Below are 545 nucleotides of genomic sequence, written 5' to 3' on the forward strand. Positions count from 1 at the left end.
GTTTCGATCACTGGAAGGATTCATCAATTCCATTTTTCAGTTGATGGATGTCCCGCTCACATCGCCAGGATACAGCTGTCTTTGCAAGCGAGTGCAAGCATGGCAAGAGTCAATGCCACATCTGGCGTAAGTTACACCTCGCTGTCGATGCGCACACCCACGAAATCATTGCCGCCGAAGTGAGTCTGGAAAGTGCGGCGAATAGGCAAAGTACTGCCCACCTTACTCAATCCACAGCGTCGCCGTTTGCACCAAGTGTCTGCCGATGGGGCTTCTGACACGCGAAATTGCCATCGATTGTTGCTCAGGAAAGGTAGTATTGCCACCATACCACCGCGTAAAAAGGCCAAGTACTAGGAGGAAGTACACCCAATAAATGACGCCGTTGCTGCGCTGAAATCAGGTCAATTGGCGGAATGGAAAACGGCATCAGGCTACCATCAACGTTCATTAGCAGAGACCACCATGTCTCGAGACAAACAACTGTTGAGCCCGACCCTGATCTTACGAAAATACACCGGCCAAGTCGGTGAGATCTTGGCCGG

General features: G+C 51.2%; 1 pseudogene. It reads left to right on the top strand.

Annotation, left to right across the window (positions count from 1 at the left end):
* Positions 1 to 545: pseudogene (locus DK870_RS29820) on the top strand (IS5 family transposase); the annotation flags it as partial.

Source organism: Pseudomonas sp. Q1 (assembly GCF_009935975.1).
In the GTDB taxonomy this organism is placed as follows: domain Bacteria; phylum Pseudomonadota; class Gammaproteobacteria; order Pseudomonadales; family Pseudomonadaceae; genus Aquipseudomonas; species Aquipseudomonas palleroniana.